At 70.9% G+C, this 16,030-nt stretch carries 11 protein-coding genes and 2 pseudogenes; 3 read left to right on the top strand and 10 right to left on the bottom strand.

Going from position 1 to position 16,030, the window contains the following annotated elements:
- Window positions 1-10: 10 nt before the first annotated feature.
- Entirely contained in the window at window positions 11-994 is a 984-nt protein-coding gene (locus tag DY245_RS16960) for an alpha-ketoacid dehydrogenase subunit beta (RefSeq protein ID WP_128508095.1), read from the bottom strand.
- Between the two features lie 2 nt (window positions 995-996).
- Window positions 997-2,214, bottom strand: a complete 1,218-nt coding sequence (pdhA, locus tag DY245_RS16955) for a pyruvate dehydrogenase (acetyl-transferring) E1 component subunit alpha (RefSeq protein WP_128508094.1) — start codon at window positions 2,212-2,214, stop codon at window positions 997-999.
- A gap of 327 nt (window positions 2,215-2,541) precedes the next feature.
- On the opposite strand from pdhA, the gene DY245_RS16950 reads away from it, so the two are divergent.
- Window positions 2,542-3,201 (top strand): response regulator, encoded by a 660-nt coding sequence (locus DY245_RS16950; protein ID WP_128508093.1) that lies wholly within the window; start codon window positions 2,542-2,544, stop codon window positions 3,199-3,201.
- A gap of 204 nt (window positions 3,202-3,405) precedes the next feature.
- Window positions 3,406-4,449, top strand: a complete 1,044-nt coding sequence (locus DY245_RS16945) for a phosphotransferase (RefSeq protein ID WP_128508092.1) — start codon at window positions 3,406-3,408, stop codon at window positions 4,447-4,449.
- 22 nt (window positions 4,450-4,471) lie between these two features.
- On the opposite strand, the gene DY245_RS16940 is transcribed toward DY245_RS16945, so the two are convergent.
- Window positions 4,472-6,082 (bottom strand): protein kinase domain-containing protein, encoded by a 1,611-nt coding sequence (locus tag DY245_RS16940; protein WP_128508091.1) that lies wholly within the window; start codon window positions 6,080-6,082, stop codon window positions 4,472-4,474.
- A gap of 313 nt (window positions 6,083-6,395) precedes the next feature.
- Here DY245_RS16940 and DY245_RS16935 point away from each other — a divergent pair, with 313 nt between their 5' ends.
- Window positions 6,396-8,060, top strand: a complete 1,665-nt coding sequence (locus tag DY245_RS16935) for a protein kinase domain-containing protein (protein ID WP_128508090.1) — start codon at window positions 6,396-6,398, stop codon at window positions 8,058-8,060.
- Window positions 8,061-8,133: 73 nt separating this feature from the next.
- Here DY245_RS16935 and DY245_RS16930 read toward each other — a convergent pair whose 3' ends face one another.
- From DY245_RS16930 to DY245_RS16905, 7 genes and pseudogenes are all read right to left on the bottom strand, one after another.
- Window positions 8,134-8,697, bottom strand: coding sequence for a bacterial proteasome activator family protein (locus tag DY245_RS16930; RefSeq protein WP_181923724.1), 564 nt, complete (start codon window positions 8,695-8,697; stop codon window positions 8,134-8,136).
- 1,177 nt (window positions 8,698-9,874) lie between these two features.
- Entirely contained in the window at window positions 9,875-10,852 is a 978-nt protein-coding gene (locus tag DY245_RS16925) for an NAD(P)H-quinone oxidoreductase (RefSeq protein ID WP_128508088.1), read from the bottom strand.
- A 94-nt stretch (window positions 10,853-10,946) separates the two neighbouring features.
- Window positions 10,947-11,921, bottom strand: a pseudogene (locus DY245_RS16920) (potassium channel family protein); the annotation flags it as partial.
- A gap of 1 nt (window position 11,922) precedes the next feature.
- A pseudogene (locus DY245_RS46360) lies at window positions 11,923-12,141 on the bottom strand (Ion channel protein); the annotation flags it as partial.
- Window positions 12,138-13,757 carry a molybdopterin molybdotransferase MoeA gene (locus DY245_RS16915; protein ID WP_425329400.1) on the bottom strand — a complete coding sequence of 540 codons (1,620 nt, stop codon included), beginning with the start codon at window positions 13,755-13,757 and terminating at the stop codon, window positions 12,138-12,140. The gene DY245_RS16915 and the pseudogene DY245_RS46360, both read right to left, overlap by 4 nt.
- Window positions 13,754-14,710 carry a DUF6457 domain-containing protein gene (locus tag DY245_RS16910; protein WP_128508087.1) on the bottom strand — a complete coding sequence of 319 codons (957 nt, stop codon included), beginning with the start codon at window positions 14,708-14,710 and terminating at the stop codon, window positions 13,754-13,756. Before DY245_RS16910 ends, DY245_RS16915 begins: the two co-directional genes overlap by 4 nt.
- Before the next feature lie 154 nt (window positions 14,711-14,864).
- Window positions 14,865-16,030: dihydrolipoamide acetyltransferase family protein (locus DY245_RS16905; RefSeq protein WP_244943090.1), on the bottom strand; the 1,166-nt coding region annotated here is incomplete at its 5' end.

Raw genomic sequence — 16,030 nt, 5'->3', positions numbered from 1 at the left:
CCTCTAACCCTCAGTACGCCAACGCGCGGTCTACGGCGTCGAGCACCCGGTCCAGCCCCGGAAGGTACTCGTCCTCCAGACGGGAGGGCGGGTACGGGGAGTGGAAGCCGCCGACCCGCAGGACGGGCGCCTCCAGGTGGTAGAAGCACCGCTCGGTGATCCGGGCGGCGATCTCCGCACCGGAACCGAAGAAGACCGGTGCCTCATGGACGACGACCAGCCGGCCGGTCTTCTGCACCGAGGACTGCACGGTGTCGAAGTCGATCGGCGAGAGCGAGCGCAGGTCGATGACCTCGACCGACTTGCCCTCCTCGGCCGCGACCTTGGCGACGTCCAGACAGACCTTGACCATCGGGCCATAGGCGGCCAGCGTGAGGTCGGAGCCGCTCTGGGCGATCCGGGCCTTGTGCAGCGGGTCCGGGATCGACTCGGTGTCCAGCCGCGACTTGTCGTGGTAGCGGCGCTTGGGCTCGAAGTAGATGACCGGATCGTCGCCGGCGATCGCCTGCTGGAGCATCCAGTAGGCATCGGAGGAGTTCGAAGGAGAGACGATCTTGAGGCCCGCGACATGCGCGAACAGCGCCTCGGGGGACTCGGAGTGGTGCTCGACCGCGCCGATACCGCCCGCGTACGGAATGCGGATGACGACCGGCACCTTGATCTTGCCCAGCGCACGGGCGTGCATCTTGGCGAGCTGGGTGACGATCTGGTCGTAGGCGGGGAAGACGAAGCCGTCGAACTGGATCTCGACGACCGGGCGGTAGCCGCGCAGCGCCAGGCCGATCGCGGTGCCGACGATGCCGGACTCGGCCAGCGGGGTGTCGATCACCCGGTCCTCGCCGAAGTCCTTCTGCAGGCCGTCGGTGACGCGGAAGACGCCGCCGAGCTTGCCGACGTCCTCACCCATGACGAGGACCTTGGGGTCGGCCTCCATGGAGGCACGGAGCGACTCGTTGATCGCCTTGGCGATGGTGATCTTCTCGAAGACGGCCATGGTCAGTTCCCCTCCGCGACAACATCGGCATCCGCGAACGATGCCTGGTACGCGGCGAACTGCGCGCGCTCCTCATCGACGAGCGCATGCCCGTCGGCATAGACATTCTCGAAGATCGCCATGGTGTCCGGGTCGGGCATGGCGCGTACGGCATCGCGGACCCGCTTGCCCAGGGCCTCGCTCTCCTCGTCGATCGAGGCGAGATACGCCTCGTCGACCAGCCCCTCGGCCTCCAGGTACGTCCGCAGCCGCAGGATCGGGTCCTTGGCCTCCCAGGCCACCCGCTCCTCGTCCGCCCGGTACTTGGTCGGATCGTCGGAGGTGGTGTGCGCGCCCATGCGGTAGGTGAACGCCTCGATGAGCATCGGGCCCTGGCCGGTGCGCGCCCGCTCCAGCGCGGCCTTGGTCACCGCCAGACAGGCGAGTACGTCATTGCCGTCGACCCGTACGCCGGGGAATCCGAAGCCGCGGGCGCGCTGGTAGAGCGGCACCCGGGTCTGCCTCTCGGTGGGTTCGGAAATCGCCCACTGGTTGTTCTGGCAGAAGAACACGACCGGAGCGTTGTAGACCGCGGAGAAGGTGAAGGATTCGGCGACGTCGCCCTGGCTGGAGGCACCGTCACCGAAATACGCGATGACCGCGGAATCCGCGCCGTCCTTCTGCACACCCATCGCATAGCCGGTCGCATGCAGCGTCTGCGAACCGATGACGATGGTGTAGAGGTGGAAGTTGTTGCTGTTGGGGTCCCAGCCGCCGTGATTGACACCGCGGAACATGCCCAGCAGGTTCGTGGGGTCGACGCCGCGGCACCAGGCGACGCCGTGTTCGCGGTAGGTCGGGAAGACATAGTCGTCGTCGCGCAGCGCGCGCCCGGAGCCGATCTGGGCGGCCTCCTGGCCCAGCAGCGAGGCCCACAGACCCAATTCGCCCTGGCGCTGGAGGGTGGTCGCCTCGGCGTCGAATTTCCGCGTCAGAACCATGTCGCGGTAGAGCCCGCGCAGTTCTTCGGGGGAAAGGTCGATCGCGTATTCCGGGTGCTCGACCCGCTTCCCCTCGGGGGTCAGCAGTTGTACGAGCTGATCCTGCTCCGCCTGCTCGGACCGGCTGGTGTTCCCGGCCTTGGCCGGGGACGCCTTCTTTGCCGCCGTCGCCTTTTTGGCGGTGGTGCGCTTGCTGCTGCTGCGGGCGTTTTTCCGCTGCGCAGTGCCTTCCACGGTCACGTGCTGCTCCTCCGTCTGTCCGGCCCCCGGGGTCCGCCGGTGGCCGTATTGCGGCTCACCCGGTATCCGATACGGCGCACGGGGTGTGTGCGAACGCGGCCGGATCCGGGTGGAACAAAGCTCCCGGAAGGTGGCCTGCTCATTGCACGTTACCCATTGTCAAAGCCGAAGTGGAAACGGCGCTGACCTGCGATTTTGCTTGGATTTCCAAGTAAATCGCGAAGGCTTGGAACAACTCCTGGTCACAGCGTTGCAGGCCGCCGGGACAACGGCACGTTATATCGGTGACCTGGAGCACGGGAAGAGTCGATGTGTGAGACTGGGGTGGTGCGCGAAGACGGAAAAATCACGGTATTTCTGCTCGATGACCACGAAGTCGTCCGGCGCGGCGTCCACGAAATGCTCACGGTCGAGGACGACATCGAGGTGGTCGGCGAGGCGGGTACCGCCGCAGATGCCCTGGTCAGGATCCCGGCGACGCGTCCCGACGTCGCGGTGCTCGATGTCCGGCTGCCCGACGGCAGCGGCGTCGAGGTCTGCCGCGAGATCCGTTCGCAGGACGAGAACATCAAATGCCTGATGCTCACCTCGTTCGCGGACGACGAGGCCCTTTTCGATGCGATCATGGCCGGTGCGGCCGGTTATGTCCTCAAGGCCATTCGGGGCAATGAACTGCTCTCCGCGGTACGCGAGGTGGCCGCCGGCAAGTCCCTGCTCGACCCCGTGGCCACGGCCCGCGTCCTGGAGCGACTGCGCGACGGCAGCGCCGCGAAGGGCGACGACCGGCTGGCGAGCCTCACCGACCAGGAGCGCAAGATCCTCGATCTGATCGGCGAGGGGCTGACCAATCGCGCGATCGGCGAACGGCTCCATCTCGCCGAGAAAACGATCAAGAATTACGTCTCCAGCCTGCTCTCCAAGCTCGGCATGGAGCGCCGCTCCCAGGCCGCCGCATACGTCGCGCGCCTACAGGCGGAGAAGCACTGACCCGGCGCGGGGCGACCGCACCACCCTGCCCGGCTCATGGGCATTCGGGACCATCGTCCCGCTTCCTCGGAGCTGCCGGCCCCTACTTGCCGGCCGGGCGCGAACGGCAAGTCACCGATATGCCCGCCTTCCGGTTTGCGCACTCTGCGTAATGCTTTCCCGTACGCCCACTCCGACGGGCGTAGTTGATCTAACATCTGGCGCGTGCTGCGCTCATCTGTAGTCCGGGCGGCGGCGACGCCCGACAAAGACACCCTCGGCTCCCTGCTCCGCCACTACACCGGCGCCGGTGCGCCGCTGTCCTGCGAACCCGTCGCCGAAGGCCTGCTCAACCACGGCTATTTCCTCGCGACCACCCGCGGCCGCTACTTCCTCAAGCACCACCTCGACGGCGACCGCGCCGCCCTCACCCGCCAGCACCGCGCCACCCGCCGGCTCGCCATGCTCGGCCTGCCGGTCGCCCCACCGGTCGCCGACGCGGACGGCCGCACCGTCACCGTCCTCGACGACCGCTGCTACGCGCTGCACCCCTGGGTCGAGGGCCGGCACCTCGACGGCGCCGCGCTGACCCGCGGCCAGTCCCACCGGCTCGGCGCGCTGCTCGGGCTCGTCCACACCGCGCTGGAGCAGGTCATGGCGGACGAACCGCATCCGCCGCGGCCACCCTGCGCGGACGCCGGCGCCGACCCCGCGCGGACCTTCGAGATGATCGACGAGCTGCTGGCGCTGGCCCGCGGCGCCCGCCCGCGCACCAGCTTCGACGAGCTCGCCGAGCACCGGCTGCTGGAGCGCCGGGCCCTGCTGGAGCGGCACACGCACCACCGCCCGCCACCCGGCACCGAACCCGCCGCGGGCTGGGTGCACGGCGACTTCCACCCGCTCAATGTGCTCTACCGCGGCGCGGAGCCGACCGCGATCGTCGACTGGGACCGGCTGGGCGTCCAGCCACGCGCCGAGGAGGCGGTACGCGCCGCCGCGATCTTCTTCGTACGCCCCTGCGGGACGCTGGACCTGGCCAAGGTGGCGGCGTACGCGGGCGCCTACCGCAGCGCCTGCGGCGCCGACGCGGACGAACTGGCCGCGGCCGTCCACCGGGTGTGGTGGGAGCGGCTGAACGACTTCTGGATGCTCACCTGGCGCTACCAGCTCGGCGACCGCCGCACCGATCCACAATTCCCGGCGGCGGCCGCACTGGCGGTGTGGTGGACCCGCGAATACCGCGCCGTACGCGAGGCGTTCACCCGCTGAAGCGGGCGGCGGGGCGGTCGCGTCAGCCGGTCGTACCGAGCGACGAACCGGAGTCCGTGCCGCTGCCCGCGGTGGTCCCGCTGTCCGTGCCGGTGGTGGTCCCGCCGTTGTCCGTGCCACCGTTCGGGGGGCCGGTCGGCCCGCCGTCCGTGGTCCCGCCGTCGTCCGTGCCGCCGGTGGGGTCGGTGGGCGGCTCGGTCGTCGGCTCCTCCGTCGTCGGCGGCTGCGAGGTCGGCGGCTCGGACGTCTCCGGCGTGCTCGGCTCCTCCGTCGACGGCTGGGTGTACGTACCGCCGTCACTTCCGCTGCCGCCGGGGTCGATGTCCGGGGTGCTCGGCTCCTCCGACGGCTGCTTGCTGGGCTTGTCGTCCTTCGACGGCGACGGCGACTGCGTCGTGGGGGTGTTGTGCTTCTGGTTCTGGTCCTTGGTGTTCTGCACCGCGAAGGCCACACCCACCGCGATGGCGATCATCGCGAGCGCCGCGATCAGCCAGATCTTGCCGCGGCCGCCCTTGCCCGGCCGGGGCCCGCCGTCGAAGCCGCCGTCGTCGTCCCGCATACCGGGCGTCAGGATCGGCTGTGCCGTGGTGTGGCCGGCGTCGTGGTGCGGCAGCGCGGTGGTGGCGGCGGAGCCCCTGGACGGGGTGTGACCGCCCTCGTGCATGGCGACCGGGCCGGTGCTCCAGGTGCCGGTGTGGCCGCCCTGCTCGTGCAGCATCTGCAGGGAGTACTGGACCAGGCCGCGCATCTCCTCAGCGGTCTGGAACCGGTCGTCGGGGTCCTTGGCCAGCGACCGCATGACCAGACCGTCCAGCTCCGGCGGCACCCCGTCGGCGACCTGGGACGGCGCCACCGGCATGTCCTGAACATGCTGGTAGACCACCGAGAGCGGGGTCTCGCCGGTGAACGGCGGCCGCAGCGTGAGGAGTTCGTACAGCAGGCAGCCGGTGGCGTAGAGGTCGGAGCGGGTGTCGACGGTCTTGCCGAGCGCCTGCTCCGGGGAGAGGTACTGGGGCGTGCCCATGACCATGCCGGTCTGGGTCATGGTGGACGCGGCGCCGTGCAGGGCGCGGGCGATGCCGAAATCCATGACCTTGACGGCGCCGCTGTTCGTGATGCTCACGTTCGCGGGCTTGATGTCGCGGTGCACGATGCCGTGCTGGTGGCTGTAGGCCAGCGCCTCCAGCACACCGGAGACGATGATCAGCGCCTGGTCCGGCGGCGGGGCTTCTGCGTTGTGCAGCAGATCGCGGATGGTGTGGCCCTCGACCAGCTCCATCACCATGTACGGCACGGTGTTGCCGCCGACCAGGTCCTCGCCCGAGTCGTAGACCGCCACCACAGCGTGGTGGTTCAGCCCGGCCACGGACTGTGCCTCGCGCGTGAAGCGGGCCTTGGACACCGGGTCCTCGGCAAGGTCGGCACGCAGCAGCTTCACGGCGACGGTGCGGCCAAGACGCACGTCCTCGGCCGCGAACACCTCGGCCATACCGCCGCGGCCGAGCCGATGCGTGAGCCGGTAGCGGCCGTCGCCGACCAACCCGCCGTTGCCCCACATCTCCGGTGCGTCGGGGATATTGGAGCCGGTGGCGTCAGGATCGGACGGGCCCTGGGGGCTCTGCGTCGGTGCCATCGGTCCTCGCCGTCGAATCAATCCGCATGAGAGCGGTAAGGTCATCGGTCTTCGCTAGAGCACGCTACAGGTTCCGCGGCACCCACCGGTCCGTCGTGGACCGGCCATCAAACCTGCGGGACGCCAAAAGCGGCAAGTTCACCAAGGGTAATCAGGGGCCAAAACGTCTCACCGCCGTGACGGGATCTTGCACATCTGGTCACGGAACGGGCACACGGCTTGACGTGTCCGGGCCCTGGGGCAGACTTGGCTGCGGAATTCCAGATTTTGATCGCTATACGTACGGGTATTGCGCCTAGGGGGAAGCGGAACGATGAGCCAGGACGGCGCTCAGGGCCAATTCGAGGGCCGTTCGGTCGGCGGAGGACGTTACCAGCTTCGTGATCTTCTCGGCGCGGGCGGCATGGCGTCCGTGCACCTCGCACATGACACAGTGCTCGATCGCGACGTCGCGATCAAGACCCTGCACACCGAGCTCGGTCGCGAGCAGGCCTTCCGCGAGCGCTTCCGCCGCGAGGCACAGTCCGTGGCGAAGCTCACGCACACCAACATCGTCTCGGTCTTCGACTCCGGTGAGGACGAGCTCGACGGCGCCATGGTGCCGTACATCGTCATGGAGTACGTCGCGGGCCAGCCGCTGCGCTCCGACCTGGACACCGACATCGCCCAACATGGCGCGATGCCGACGGAAAAAGCCCTGAAGATCACGGCCGATGTGCTGGCCGCGCTCGAGGTCAGCCACGAGATGGGCCTGGTCCACCGCGACATCAAGCCCGGCAACGTGATGCTGAACAAGCGTGGCGTCGTCAAGGTCATGGACTTCGGCATCGCCCGCGCCATGCAGTCCGGCGTGACGTCGATGACGCAGACCGGCATGGTCGTCGGTACCCCGCAGTACCTGTCGCCCGAGCAGGCGCTGGGCCGCGGTGTGGACGCCCGCTCCGACCTCTACTCCGTCGGCATCATGCTCTTCGAGCTCATGACCGGTCAGCTGCCGTTCGACGCGGACTCCCCGCTCGCCATCGCCTACGCCCATGTCCAGGAAGAGCCGCCGGCCCCGTCGAGCATCAACCGCTCGCTGCCGCCGGCCGTGGACGCGCTGGTGGCCCGGGCGCTGAAGAAGAACCCCAACGAGCGGTTCCCGACCGCCGAGGCGATGCGGGACGAGTGTCTGCGTATCGCCGGGTCCGGGCAGTCCGGTGCGACGCCGCTGATCATCGGCGAGGGCCCGCGGGCGCGTACCAGCGGCTCGTCGGTCTCCTCCGCGGTGTTCCCCACGGCGTCCGGCAACCCGCAGACGCCGGTCCCGCCGAACGTGCAGCAGCCGTATCAGCCGACACAGGCCGTCGGGTTCGGTCCGTCGACGCCTCCGCCGATGAACAACGCGTACCCGACCCCGGTGCCGGGCCCGATTCCCGGCCCCGCGCCGTTCAACAGCGGTGGCTACCAGGCACCGCCTGCGTACACCCCGCCGCCCGTGACGGCCTCGATGCCGGCGACCGGTGGCCCCGGGGGCCGGAAGAACAACACCCCGGTGATCGTGGTCTCGGCGATAGTCGGCGTGGTCGTGGTCACCGCGATCGCGATCGGCATCGGTCTGAGCGCCGGATCCAGCGACGACAACGGCGGTGATGTCACCCCGACGTCGACGTACACGCCGTACTCGTACACCCCGTCGCCCACCCAGAGCGTCATGCCTGAGGACAAGACGAAGACGGTCGCCACGGCCGACTGCACCAAGCCGAGCTCCCCCTACAGCGAACCGAAAAAGATCTACTTCCCGTTCCTCACCTACAAGAACCTGGACTCGGTGAAGGCCTGCCTCGACGCGGCGGGCTGGAAGTACAAGGTCGTGGAAGAGAACCGTGCGTACACGGCCAAGAACACGGTCGTCGCGACGAAGCCGGGGGGCTTCGACCGATGGGACCCGAAGAGCGGCGAGACGATCCAACTGACCGTCTCGACAGGGCACTACTAACTCGGGCACATGCAGGAAGGAGGGGCCGGCACGCACTTCGCGTACCGGCCCCTCCGGCCATCCTGCGGGATCTTTAGAGGTACGGGCCCGAGCGGGCACTGCCGTGGCCGGGCTTGTCCTCGTCGCTCTCCATCGGCCCGACACCGGGCGGCAGCGCACGGCGCATCGACTCCAACTGGGCGCGGGCCGCCATCTGCTGGGCGAACAGCGCGGTCTGAATGCCGTGGAAGAGGCCCTCCAGCCAGCCCACCAGCTGGGCCTGCGCGATCCGCAGCTCCGCTTCCGTCGGCACCGATTCATCGTTGAACGGCAGCGACAGCCGCTCCAGCTCCTCCACCAGCTCGGGCGCCAGTCCGTCCTCCAGCTCCTTGACCGAGCTGGAGTGGATCTCCTTGAGCCGGACCCGGCTTGCCTCGTCGAGAGGAGCGGCCTTCACCTCCTCCAGCAACTGCTTGATCATGCTGCCGATGCGCATGACCTTCGCCGGCTGTTCGACCATGTCCGTCACCGGGACTTCGCGGGGCTCCTCGGCATCGTCCCCACCACCGGAGCCGGCGCTGCCGAGCGCCATGCCGTCCGGGCCGACAACCAGGACGTGCGGGTTCTCCTGCGACCGTTCGTTCATCGGCATATCCATGCCGCCATTCTCTCGTACGAGGCGTTATGGACGGTGGTGCCCCCGGGAGAAGATGATCCACCTTTCCGGGTGGATCCTGCGGCCGTTGTTTCACGTGAAACAACGGGATTCCCGTCGTTTCACGTGAAACACCCGGAATCAGCGCCGGCGCAGCCGAAGGCCGAAGAAGGCGAGACCGAGGCCGGTGAGCGCGAGACCGGCGCCCATCGGGAGCACCCGCTCGACCGGGGCCGTCGGGGACTCCATGGCGTACGGACTCTCGGTTGCGGCCGATTCGCCATCCGCGTTTCCCGGTGCGGAGCGGGGTTCCTTCTTCGGGGCATCCGGCGTCGGGAGCGGCGGCAGCTTCTCGTAGGAACGCCGGGTGAGCCGGTCCGCGACGTAGCGCGAGGGGGAGGACGGCCGTGCCGGGGTAGTGACAGGGGGCGCCGAAGGCGCGGCGCGCCGGGACGACGGCGCGCGCCCCCCGCCTGGCGGGCGGTGTGCGCGGTCGGTGTCGGACGGGCCCGACGGCCGGGACGGCCTGTGCCTGCCCGCGCCCTCGCTGCCGCTACCGGGGTAGGGGGCGGAGTAGGGCGGGCCCGGGAAATCAGGGCCGAACGGGTGATGCCGGTGGTGGTGCCACCGTCCGCGCCCGGGCGGACCACCCGGGTGGTGGTGCGGATGGTCCGAGAGCCCCGGAAGGCCGTACGGCAGGCCGGGGAAGCGGTCCGGAAGATCCGGTAGGCGCGCCGGGGCTCCTGGGTGACCGGCGCGGCCGCGGCGCGCCAGGGACCCGCCCGCCGGCGGTTCGGCCAGATAGTCGTCGACCCCGTAAGCATCGGCCCCGAAGACCCCGAAGTCATCGGGTGCGTAGTCGTCACGCGGATCGTTGGGGCGGGCGAGCTCCGGAGGGCGATCAACCGGTGTGAACCGCCGGTCCGAGGCCGCCGCGGAGGTTGCTCCCACCGGGACGGGCAGGACGACGGCAGCCACCAACAAACCGGTGGCAATGCGCGAACGGAATCCTGGAGCGACCACAAGCCCCTCCCGTGCCGAGCCGTCGGGTGACCTGCCCAGCGTCACATGTGATCAGATTCACGGCATCTTGGACATGTCGGCCGGGTTATCTGCCGAGGGCACGGGAGGGGCGGACACAGGCGGCCCGGGCTGCTGGTGGCCGGGGCGGCCCGACGGCTCAGACCGTCAGCACGACCTTGCCGACATGCGCGCTCGCGTCCACGACGCGGTGCGCCTCGGCGGCGTCCGCCATCGGCAGCGTACGGTCCACGATCGCCCGGACCTGGCCGTTGCTGATCAGCGGCCAGACATGTTCGCGTACGGCGGCGACGATGGCCGCCTTCTCGCTCAGCGGGCGGGCGCGCAGCCCGGCGCCGGTGATCGCGGCGCGCTTGGCCATCAGGGCGGCGAGGTTCAGCTCCGCCTTCACCCCGCCCTGCAGCCCGATGATCGCCAGCCGTCCGCTGACCGCGAGCGCCTTGACGTTCCGCTGCAGATACTTCGCGCCGATGATGTCGAGGATGACATCCGCGCCCTTGCTGTCGGTGGCCTTGCGGATCTCCTGGACGAAGTCCTGCTCGCGGTAGTCGATGAGGATGTCCGCGCCCAACTCGGCGCAACGGGCCAGCTTCTCGGGGCCGCCCGCGGTGACCGCGACCCGCGCGCCGACGGCCTTGGCGAGCTGGATCGCCATCGTGCCGATACCGCTGGCGCCGCCGTGGACCAGCAGCGTCTCACCGGGCCGCAGGTGCGCGATCATGAAGACGTTGGACCAGACGGTGCAGGTCACCTCGGGCAGCGCGGCGGCCGTGACCAGGTCCAGGCCGGCTGGCACCGGCAGTACCTGCCCGGCCGGGACGGCGACCTTCTCCGCGTAACCGCCGCCCGCCAGCAGCGCGCACACCTCGTCGCCGACGGCCCAGCCGTGTACGCCGGGACCGACCTCGATGATCCGCCCCGAGCACTCCAGACCGGGGTACGGGGAGGAGCCGGGCGGCGGGTCGTAGAAGCCCTGGCGCTGGAGCAGGTCGGCGCGGTTCACGGCGCTGGCCGCGACCTCGATCAGGACCTCACCCTCGGCGGGCTGCGGATCGGGCACTTCCGCCCAGACAAGTGCTTCCGGGCCACCGGGCTCCGGGACAGTGATCGCTCGCATGGGCGCGAGGCTACTCGCCGTCCGCGTGCAGAGCGACGGTGCGGGGGCCGACGGCTACGGCCGGGTCGGCCACCCGCCTGCGCCCGGAGGTGGGTTATTCATCCACCCGGCGCATCGGGGAGACGCCGGTGCCGGGCAGCTTGACGGGCTGTTTGCCGGAGAGATCGGGCTCCTCCGAGGGGCTCGCGCGGACGATGGTGATCAGGCGGTCCGTGCTCTGCAGCGGGCTGGCCTTCGGATCGTCGTACCCGAGGAGCCGGTGGCCGCGCAGAACGGAGACGACCAGGTCATCGGTCTCCCGTACGGACTTGCCGACCTCCGCCTTCACCACCGGACGTTCCACCAGGTCGAGGCCGCTGCCCTGCTGGATCAGATCCTCCATGACCATGCCCGCGCTCGGGCTGTGGACGGAGAGCCCCAGCAGCCGGCCGGCCGCGCTGGCGGAGGTGATCACGGCATCGGCGCCGGACTGCCGCAGCAGCGGGGCGTTCTCCTCCTCCCGCACCGCCGCGACGATATTGGCCTTCTTGTTGAGCTGACGGGCGGTCAACGAGACCAGCACGGCGGTGTCATCGCGCTGGGTGGCGATGACGACCTGGTGGGCGCGCTGGACCTCGGCCCGCAGCAGCACATCGCTGCGGGTCGCGTCGCCGACTACCCCTGCGTACCCGTCGGCCACCGCCGCGTCGATCACCTTGGAGCTCGGGTCGACGATGACGATGCGGTCGCGGCTGAGCCCCGTCGCGCGGAGGGTCTGGGCGGCGGAACGGCCCTTGGTCCCGAAGCCGACGATGACGGTGTGGTCGCGCAAGGCTTTTCTCCAGCGTTTCAGTTGCCACTGCTCGCGGGTGCGCTCGGTCAGCACTTCCAGTGTGGTGCCGACCAGGATGATCAGGAAAACCACCCGGAGCGGCGTGATGAGCAGGATGTTCAGCAGCCGTGCCCTGTCGCCGTACGGGACGATGTCGCCGTAGCCCGTGGTGGAGAGCGTGACGGTCGCGTAGTAGAAGCAGTCGAGCAGATCGAGTGTCCCGTTGGCGTTGTCGTGGTACTCGTCGCGGTCCATCCANGCAGTCGAGCAGATCGAGTGTCCCGTTGGCGTTGTCGTGGTACTCGTCGCGGTCCATCCAGACGATCAAGACCGTCACGAGCAGAACGAGCAGCGCCATCAGAAGACGGCGGGCGACCTGCCGCAGCGGCGCCTTGGGCGCGCGGCGCGGCAGCATCACCCGGTGTGACCGGTCCTCGGGTACCTCGCGTGCCGCGGCGTCCTGGGACGGGAGCTTCACGCGGAGCCTCCGGTGGGTGCGTACGGGGCCCCGGGGGCGGTCCAGCCTGTCGACGAGCCCGGCGTCCAGCCCGCCGACCAGCCCGCTGACCAGGGAAGTTCAAGGAGTTCGAGCTCGGCGCCGCGCTCCGCGCCACCGGGCGGTACGACGGCCAGCGCATCGGCGGTGGCGATCCCGCGGAGCATCGCGGGGCCGTGGAAGTGCAGCGGCGCCGCCATCAGGCCGTACCGCTCGTCGTCGCGGTAGGCCACCGGCACCAGCCGGGTGTCCTGCGGATGACCGTGGACGGGGGCGGCCAGCGGCATGCGGTACGGCGCGACGGGAGGGCGGGCGGCGAGCGTACGGAGCAGCGGCTCGGCGAGCGTGCACAAGCCGGAGACGGCGGCGAGGGGGTTGCCGGGGAGGCCGACGAGATGCCGGCGGGGGGCGAGGCGGGCGAGCAGCATGGGGTGCCCGGGGCGTACCGCCACGCCGTCCACCAGCACCTCCGCGCCCAGGCGGCGCAGGGTGGGGTGCACATGGTCGACGGGGCCCGACGCGGTGCCGCCGGTGGTGATCACCACATCGGCGGTGGACTCCGCGAGGGCCGCGTACAACGTGTCGGCGTCGTCGGCGAGATGGCGCGGCGCGGCCGCCTCGACGCCCAGCGCATGCAGCCAGGGGCTGAGCATCGGGCCGAGCGCATCGCGGATCCGGCCCTCCTGCGGCAGGCCGTGCTGAAGCAACTCATCGCCCAGGACGAGGATTTCGGCGCGCGGCCGGGGGTAGGCGGTCAGCTCGTCGTAGCCGGCCGCCGCGGCCAGGCCGAGGACGGCGGGGGTCACCAGGGCGCCGGCGGGCAGGAGTTGGTCGCCGCGACGGCACTCCTGGCCGCGCGGGCGGATGTCCTGGCCGGGTGGTGCGGGCCGCGGCGCGTACAGCCGCGCCCCGCCGTCGCTCAGCTCATGGACCTCGCCGTGCTCGCTGCGCAGCACGGCGGTGGCGCCGGACGGGATGCGCGCGCCGGTGGCGATCGGGATGGCATGGCCGTCGGGCAACGCCTCGGTGGGGGCGTGACCGGCGAGGATGCCGGGGCGAGGGCCGGCCCCGGCTTCGCCGGCGGGGTGGTCGATGCGCCAGGGCCCGGGGCCGGAGACCGCCCAGCCGTCCATCGCCGAGGTGTCGAACGACGGCAGATCGGTCAGCGCGGTGAGGGGCGCGGCGAGCGTACGGCCGAGCGCCTCACCGAGCGTCGAGGTCTCGGGCGGGGGCGGCCCGGGTACGGCGCGTTCGGCGATGTCCCGGGCGGTGTGCCAGGGGAGGGTGGACGGGGTGGGGTGGGGGTTGCGGGCTGTGGGGGTGGAGCGGGTTGGGTGGCCTTCGGGGGTGGTGCTGTCCGCGGGGTCGGTGGGGTCGCCGCTCGCGGGTGTGCGGGCGCCGGCGGTGGGAGGGTTGCTGTCACCACCCCTGGTGGCCGGTGCATCGGCTGCCGCGGCTCCGCGGACGTTGTTGGCCAGCGCGAGCGCATCGTCGAACGGGTCACCGCGCCCTTCGTCGCCCCACGCCTCGCGCACCATGCCGCCGGACTCCCCGCCACGCTCTCTGCCGTACTCCCCGCCGAACTCCCCGTGGGTCATTCTGCGGGCTTCGCTTCGGCACCCGTGGTGCCGCCGGCACCGGCCGGGCCGTCGGACTCCTCGGCCTCCGCGGCCCAGCGGTTGGCCAGTGCGGCGGCCCGGTCGGACAGCTCCTTCACATCCCGGCCCTGCTGGCCCGCCGCGTAACCGATCAGGAAGGTCGTCAGCGGCGCGGCCGGGCGGGCCACGCCGTGCGCCGCGTCCCGCGCGAGATCGAGAAGCGCCGCCGTGTCGACATCGAGCTCGATGCCCAGTTCGGCCTTGACTGCGGTGATCCATTCATCCAACACGTTTCCATGCTCCCTGATACGGGCGCGTGCCGCGCTGATGTCTTCCCAGGTGTCGCAGTCGAAGGATGCCGTGGAAGTGGCGTCCGGGACCCGTTCGAGCGCCAACTCGGCCAACACGGCGCGCAGCGGGAGACCGGCCAGGGTGCCGTGTTCGGCCCGCACCCGCGCCAGCTCACGGCGCAGCGACTCGGCCCGATAGGCGGCCACCAGCGGCTGGTCCCGTCCCGAGGCGTCCTGGAGCATCGCGCCGTCACGGGGCGCGGAACCGTCGGCGGCGCGGTCGGCAGCGGCGTCGGTCGGCCGGGGTTCGGCGCTCGCCTTTCGTGTCGCCGCCTCCAGGAGGCCGCGTACGGTCGCGGCGGTCAGGAACGGCAGATCGGCGGAGAGGACGAGCACCGTCGGGGCGGTGGTGTGCCGCAGGCCGGCGTCCAGCGCGGCGAGCGGGCCGCCGCCGGGCGGGTCCTCCAGGGCACGGACGACGGCGCGGGTGGTCGGGCGCCTGGGACCGACGACGACGGTGACCGCCGCATCGGGGCAGGCGGCGAGCACCCGGTCCAGCAGGGGGCGGCCGCCGACGGACAGGGCGGGTTTGTCCGCCCCGCCGAGCCGCCGGGCCGCGCCCCCGGCCAGGACGATGGTGTCGTAGTCGGTGTGGTCACTCACCCCATGAGTGTCGCTCACCCCTTGAGTATCACCAGGGGCGCGCCGATCACACCGATGCCGCTGCGCTCACCCCCGTCGCATCGCAGCGTTCACCAGCGCCCGCAGCTACGTTCACCAGCCCGCAGCACTCGTTGACAGCGCCCGCAGGACTCGTTCACAGCGCCCGCAGCAACAGCGCGGGCTGCTCCACACAGTCGGCCACGAACCGCAGGAAGCCGCCGGCGGTGCCGCCGTCGCACACCCGGTGATCGAAGGTCAACGAGAGCTGGACGACCTGCCGGACGGCCAACTCCCCCTCATGCACCCAGGGTTTGGCGGCTATCCGCCCGACGCCGAGCATCGCCGCCTCCGGGTGGTTGATGATCGGCGTGGAGCCGTCGACGCCGAAGACGCCGTAGTTGTTGAGGGTGAACGTGCCGTGGGTCAGCTCGGCCAGGGTCAGCCCGCCGGCCCTGGCGGTTTCGGTGAGCCGGGCGATCTCGGCGGACAGCGCCTCGACCGTACGGGCATGAGCGTCCCGTACGACCGGCACCACCAGGCCGCGATCGGTCTGCGCCGCGAACCCCAGATGGACGGCGGGCAGTCGGACGATCTCCTGGGCCTTGGTGTCGACGGTGGCGTTGAGCTCGGGGAACCGTGCGAGCGCGGCCGTACAGATCCGGGCCAGCAGCGCGAGCAGCGACACCTTGGGGGCACCCGGCACATTCATCGCCTTACGGGCGGCGAGGAGTTCGGTGGCATCGGCGTCCACCCAGCAGGTCGCCTCCGGGATCTCCCGGCGGCTGCGGCTGAACTTCTCGGCGGCCGCACCGAGCATCCCCTTCAGCGGGATCCGCTGCTCGCCTGCGATGACGGCGGCCCCGGTGGTGGGTACGGCCCCGGTAGCGGGCGCGGCCCCAGCCGCGCCCGTCACACCGGCACTGGGTGTCACACCGACACCGGCCGGACCACCGACACCAGCCGTGGTGACTGCCCCAGCAGCACCCGCCGCCTCCCGCTCCCGCCGCGCCCGGATCGCACACTCCACGTCCGTACGGAGAATCAGCCCATCCCGCCCGGACCCCGTCAACTCCCGCAGATCCAGCCCGTTTTCCCGCGCCATCCGACGCACCAACGGCGAGATCACCGCCACCGTACGGCCACCGGCGTCCACCTCATCGGCCCCGGCCACCCCGGCCGACCCGTTCACCCCGGTGCCCCCGGCCGCCCCCGCAGCCGTCACACCGGCCCCGGCCTCGTCGGGGCCGGCCGCGCCGGCTGCCCCGGTCTCCGCTTGGCCGGGCGGCCGCGGCACTCCCGCCACAGGGCCCGCTCCGCCCC

The organism is Streptomyces inhibens (assembly GCF_003389455.1).
Lineage (GTDB): Bacteria > Actinomycetota > Actinomycetes > Streptomycetales > Streptomycetaceae > Streptomyces > Streptomyces inhibens.
Note: the sequence above shows the minus strand (reverse complement) of the source record. Positions and strands in the feature narration are given on the sequence as shown.

What these genes read in the sequence shown, in the direction of transcription:
- DY245_RS16960 (WP_128508095.1), bottom strand. Translation starts at nt 994, where the DNA reads ATGGCCGTCTTCGAGAAGATCACCATCGCCAAGGCGATCAACGAGTCG.
- DY245_RS16940 (WP_128508091.1), bottom strand. Translation starts at nt 6,082, where the DNA reads ATGGCACCGACGCAGAGCCCCCAGGGCCCGTCCGATCCTGACGCCACC.
- DY245_RS16935 (WP_128508090.1), top strand. Translation starts at nt 6,396, where the DNA reads ATGAGCCAGGACGGCGCTCAGGGCCAATTCGAGGGCCGTTCGGTCGGC.
- DY245_RS16930 (WP_181923724.1), bottom strand. Translation starts at nt 8,697, where the DNA reads ATGGATATGCCGATGAACGAACGGTCGCAGGAGAACCCGCACGTCCTG.
- DY245_RS16925 (WP_128508088.1), bottom strand. Translation starts at nt 10,852, where the DNA reads ATGCGAGCGATCACTGTCCCGGAGCCCGGTGGCCCGGAAGCACTTGTC.
- DY245_RS16915 (WP_425329400.1), bottom strand. Translation starts at nt 13,757, where the DNA reads ATGACCCACGGGGAGTTCGGCGGGGAGTACGGCAGAGAGCGTGGCGGG.